The following is a 4184-nucleotide window of genomic DNA, read 5'->3' on the forward strand; positions in this document are numbered from 1 at the left end:
GCCGCGAGGCCTGCGGGTCAGCCCGGGCCGTCCTCGTCCGGGACGGTGTCGCCGAACGGCACCGTGAGCACGCGCTCGCCGGCCTCGTCGGCGATCTCGAAGCTGCACACCATCCAGTCGCGGATCAGCGTCAGGCGGTCCTGCGCGATCATCCGGCGGGCGACGGCGAGCGCCCGCGCGCGGGCGGCCTCCACGTCGGCGAGCTCGTCGCCCTCCTCGTCGATCGCCAGCCCCGCCGGGCCTTCGCGGTGCCGGACATGGAAGAAGTACCGCGGCATCACAGGCTCCCGATCAACCGGGCGTACTCGCGCTCGGGCAGGCCGTAGCCGTCGTCCACGACCGCCTCCAGCCCTTCGCGGCTCAGGATCGTGATGCGGCCGCGCCGCGCGCGGATCAGGCCGTGCCCCTCCAGGGCCTGGACCGCCAGGGTCGTGCTGCTGCGCTGCGCGCCCAGCATCAGGGACAGGAACTCGTGGGTGAGCACGAGGTCGTCGCCCTCCAGCCGGTCGTGGCACATCAGCAGCCAGCGGGCGAGGCGCACGTCGATGTTGTAGGCCGCGTTGACGAAGGCGGTCTGCGCCGTCTGCAGCATCAGGATCTGGACGAAGCGCAGCAGCAGCCCGCGCAGGGTCGGGCTCTCGTCGACCGCGGCCAGCAGGTCCGCGGTGGCGATGGACAGCATCCCGCCCGGGCTCTGGACGAAGTGGTGGAACGGCGACCGGTCGACGGCGAGCAGCACCGGCGCGGCCCCGACCAGGCCCTCCCGCCCGATCACGCCGATCTCGACCCTGCCGGCGGCCCCGCTGACGATCGAGGCAAGGCTGTCCTCGGGGAAGTACAGCGTCCGGATCGGCTCGTCGGGCGTGATCAGGGTCTGTCGCAGCTCGGTCGCGACCGGCTGCAGGGCCGGCTGGAGCAACGCGAAGTCGGCGGGCGAGAGCGCCCTCAACAAGCGGTTGCGGACGCTGGATCGCTGCGGTGCCGGCATCGCTCGGTCCCGATCGGGCAAGAGCACGCGCTGTCTCCCAGGCGCCCGCGCCTCGTCTCCCCGGCAGGCGATGGGCCAGATGAGCGCTCGCCCGCGGCGAGGTCAATCGAAAAGTTTCGCGCCTCGATGTTTGTATGATTGCAGACAGACCCAAGTGTTGGCTATCGTACTGAAGCTCCCGTGCCTCTTCCGGGCGGCATTCGCGTATGTCTAGAATTCGAAACCTTGCTCTCTGCGCTGCCCGAAGGGGCGGCCGCCTTCGCGTCCGGAGATCCGAATGAAAGACGTGGCCCAGCAACCGGCGGTGCTGGTCGCCGAAGCCGACGCGATCGTCGCCATGGATCTGAGCGACGCCCTGGAGGGGGCGGGCTACCGGGTGATCGGGCCGTTCGCGACGGCGGCCGAGGCGCTGCTGTCACTGGAGCGGGAGGCGCCGAGCGTGGCGGTCGTCGACCTGGTGCTCAAGGAAGGACCCTCCGACGCCCTGATCGCGCGGCTGCGCCAGTGCCGGCTGCCCTTCCTCGTCCATTCCGGCCTCGAGCGCGACGACCCCGCCGCCCGCGACGTCCGGGACGAGCCCTGGCTGCGCAAGCCGGCGCTGCCCTGGGACGTGGTGGCCCTGCTCGATGCGCTGACCCTCGACGAGCCGGCCATCGACCAGCCCGCCCTCGACGAGCCGGCTTTGGCCGCCGCCGGATCGGCGCCGGCGCATGAGGGGGCGGTCCATGCGCCCCCGACCCACGTCGAGCCCGTCGGCCGCGCGCCCGCCGGCGATGCGCCGACCGCACCGGTCCGGCGGCTTCGGGCGGCGAGGGGCCGCAACCCGCTCGTGCGCAAGCTCGAGGGCTTCGCGGCCCTGTCGGAGGCCGACGAGGCGCTGCTGGAGCGGATCAGCGCCCCGTCGCGGATCGTCCCGTCGCAGACCGACCTCGCCCGCGAGGGCGACGCGCCGCAGGGCGTGTTCCTGATCCTGGAGGGCATCGCCTGCCGCCACAAGGTGCGCGCCACCGGCACCCGCCAGATCACCGCCTACCTGGTCCCGGGCGACCTCTGCGACCTCGACGTGGCGTTGCTGGACGCGATGGACCACTCGATCACCACGCTGTCGGCCTGCCGCGTGGTCCTGATCCCGCCGAGGACGGTGGTCGAGGTGATGGAGAACCATCCCCGGATCGCCCGCGCGCTCCGGATGACCACGCTGGTGGACGAGGCGACGCTGCGCGAATGGCTGGTGAACGTCGGCTGCCGCTCGGCCCTGGAGCGGCTCGCGCACCTGTTCTGCGAGCTTCGCATCCGGCTGCAGGTGGTGGGGCTGGCCGAGGACGACAGCTACGACCTGCCGCTCACGCAGCTGGATCTCGCCGACACCACCGGCCTGTCGAACGTGCACCTCAACCGCACGCTGCAGGAGCTGCGCCGGTCCGGGCTCATCGAGTTCCGGGGCAAGCGGGTGCGGATCCTCGACCTGCCCCGGCTGAGGGCGCTGGCCGAATTCAAGCCCAACTACCTCCATCTCGGCGAGCGGGCCGCCGCATGAGCCTGTTCCTGCAGCCCGTGCAGGTCGCCACGGGAAGCGACGACCACGAGAGCCGGCTCGTCTTCTCCGACGGCTTCCTCGTCGCCGTGCTGGTGCGCCTGTCCGACCAGCACGAGGACGGGGCGGGCCGCTGGTTCCTGGAGGCCGGCTTCGGGCCGCTCGACGACCCGCGGGCCCCCGTCTTCGTCGACCTCGACGCGGCACAGGCCTGGATCCGCGACCGGCTCGGCAAATCCTGAGCTGGGCAAATCCTGGGTTCGACAAGCCCTGGGTTCGGCAAATCCCGAGCTTGCTCCGCCGGGGCGTGCGGGTCGCGGCGCGTTGCCGGACGGCTCGCCGTTTCGGCGCCGCGCCGCCCGCAGCGCCCTATCTCCGATCCATGATCATCTTCGATTGGGTCGTCGGCGTCCTGTTCGGCGCGGTGCTTCTGGCCGCTTTCGCGCGGCGGATCGGGGCGCCGTATCCGGCCTTCCTGGCGCTCGGCGGCGTCGGGCTGGCCTTCGTGCCGGGCGTGCCGAACCTCGAGCTCGACCCCGAGCTGGCGCTGGCGCTGTTCCTCGCCCCCGTGCTGATGGATGCCGGCTACGCCACCTCGCTGCGCGACCTGCGGGTGAACTGGCGCCCGATCGCCGGCCTCGCCTTCGGCGCGGTGGCGGTGACGACGATCGCCGTCGCCGTCGTCGCCAAGCTGCTGGTGCCGGGCATGCCGCTCGCCGCCTGCATCGTGCTCGGCGCGATCGTCGCGCCGCCCGACGCGGTGGCCGCGCTCTCGGTGCTGCGCCACGTCTCGCTGCCGCACCGCCTCACCACCATCCTGCGCGGCGAGAGCCTGCTCAACGATGCCGGCTCGCTGCTGATCTACCGGCTCGGCGTCGCGGCCGCCGCGAGCGGCGCCTTCCACGCCTCCGAGGTCGGCCCGACCTTCCTCGTCGGCGTGGTCGCGAGCCTGGTCGTCGGGCCGCTCGCGGGGTTCGCCTTCGTCGCCGGGATGCGGCGGGTGCAGGATGCGGCCAGCACCATCGTGCTGCAGTTCGTGGCCGCCTTCGGCATCTGGATCGCGGCCGAGCGCCTGGAGATGTCCGGGGTGCTGACGCTGGTCGCCTTCGCGATCACCGTGGCGCGCGGCACCCCCGGCATCACCGCGCCGCGCACCCGCATCATCTCCTACGCGGTCTGGAACACCGCGGTGTTCGTGCTCAACGTGCTGGCCTTCGTGCTGATCGGCATCCAGATCGGCCCGATCCTGCAGCGCCTCGCCGGCGCCGACCAGCTCGGCGCGCTCGCGCTCGCCGGCGCGGTCTTCGCCACGGTGGTGCTGGTGCGGATCGCCTGGGTGCTGCCGGCCTCCGCCCTGCCCGGCCTCGCCTTCGCCGAGCCCGGCCGCCACGCCTTCCGCGGCGCGATCGCGGTGTCGTGGGCGGGGATGCGCGGCATCCTCACCATCGCCACGGCGCTCGCCCTGCCGCAGGGCTTCCCCCAGCGCGACCTCATCGTGTTCGCCGCCTTCGGCACGGTGCTCGGCACCCTCGTGGTCCAGGGCCTGACCCTGAACCCGCTGCTCGCCCGGCTCGGCCTCGAGGACGACGACCCGGTCGGCCGCGAGGTGGGCCGCGCCCGGGCCGAAGCCTACCGCGCGGCGCTCGACAGCCTCGAGGGGGC

Annotated in this window: 5 protein-coding genes; 3 read left to right on the top strand and 2 right to left on the bottom strand. The window is 72.8% G+C overall.

All coding sequences use genetic code 11. The features are described 5' to 3' along the window. Window positions 1-17: 17 nt before the first annotated feature. Both FV223_RS21520 and FV223_RS21525 read right to left on the bottom strand, forming a co-directional pair. A complete protein-coding gene (locus tag FV223_RS21520; protein WP_147728908.1) occupies window positions 18-278 on the bottom strand; it encodes a hypothetical protein in 261 nt (86 codons plus the stop codon). Beyond that, on the bottom strand, window positions 278-988 hold the full coding sequence (locus FV223_RS21525; RefSeq protein WP_147728909.1) for a Crp/Fnr family transcriptional regulator: 711 nt from the start codon (window positions 986-988) through the stop codon (window positions 278-280). Before FV223_RS21525 ends, FV223_RS21520 begins: the two co-directional genes overlap by 1 nt. 277 nt (window positions 989-1265) lie before the next feature. Between FV223_RS21525 and FV223_RS21530 the strand changes: the two genes are divergently transcribed. The 3 genes from FV223_RS21530 to FV223_RS21540 form a co-directional block, all read left to right on the top strand. Next, entirely contained in the window at window positions 1266-2525 is a 1260-nt protein-coding gene (locus FV223_RS21530; RefSeq protein WP_147728910.1) for a helix-turn-helix domain-containing protein, read from the top strand. Then, a complete protein-coding gene (locus FV223_RS21535) occupies window positions 2522-2764 on the top strand; it encodes a hypothetical protein (RefSeq protein WP_147728911.1) in 243 nt (80 codons plus the stop codon). Before FV223_RS21530 ends, FV223_RS21535 begins: the two co-directional genes overlap by 4 nt. 140 nt (window positions 2765-2904) lie before the next feature. Then, a partial coding sequence (locus tag FV223_RS21540) for a sodium:proton antiporter (protein WP_147728912.1) occupies window positions 2905-4184 on the top strand: 1280 nt, incomplete at its 3' end.

Origin of the sequence: Methylobacterium sp. WL116 (assembly GCF_008039455.1) — a bacterium.
Classification (GTDB): domain Bacteria; phylum Pseudomonadota; class Alphaproteobacteria; order Rhizobiales; family Beijerinckiaceae; genus Methylobacterium.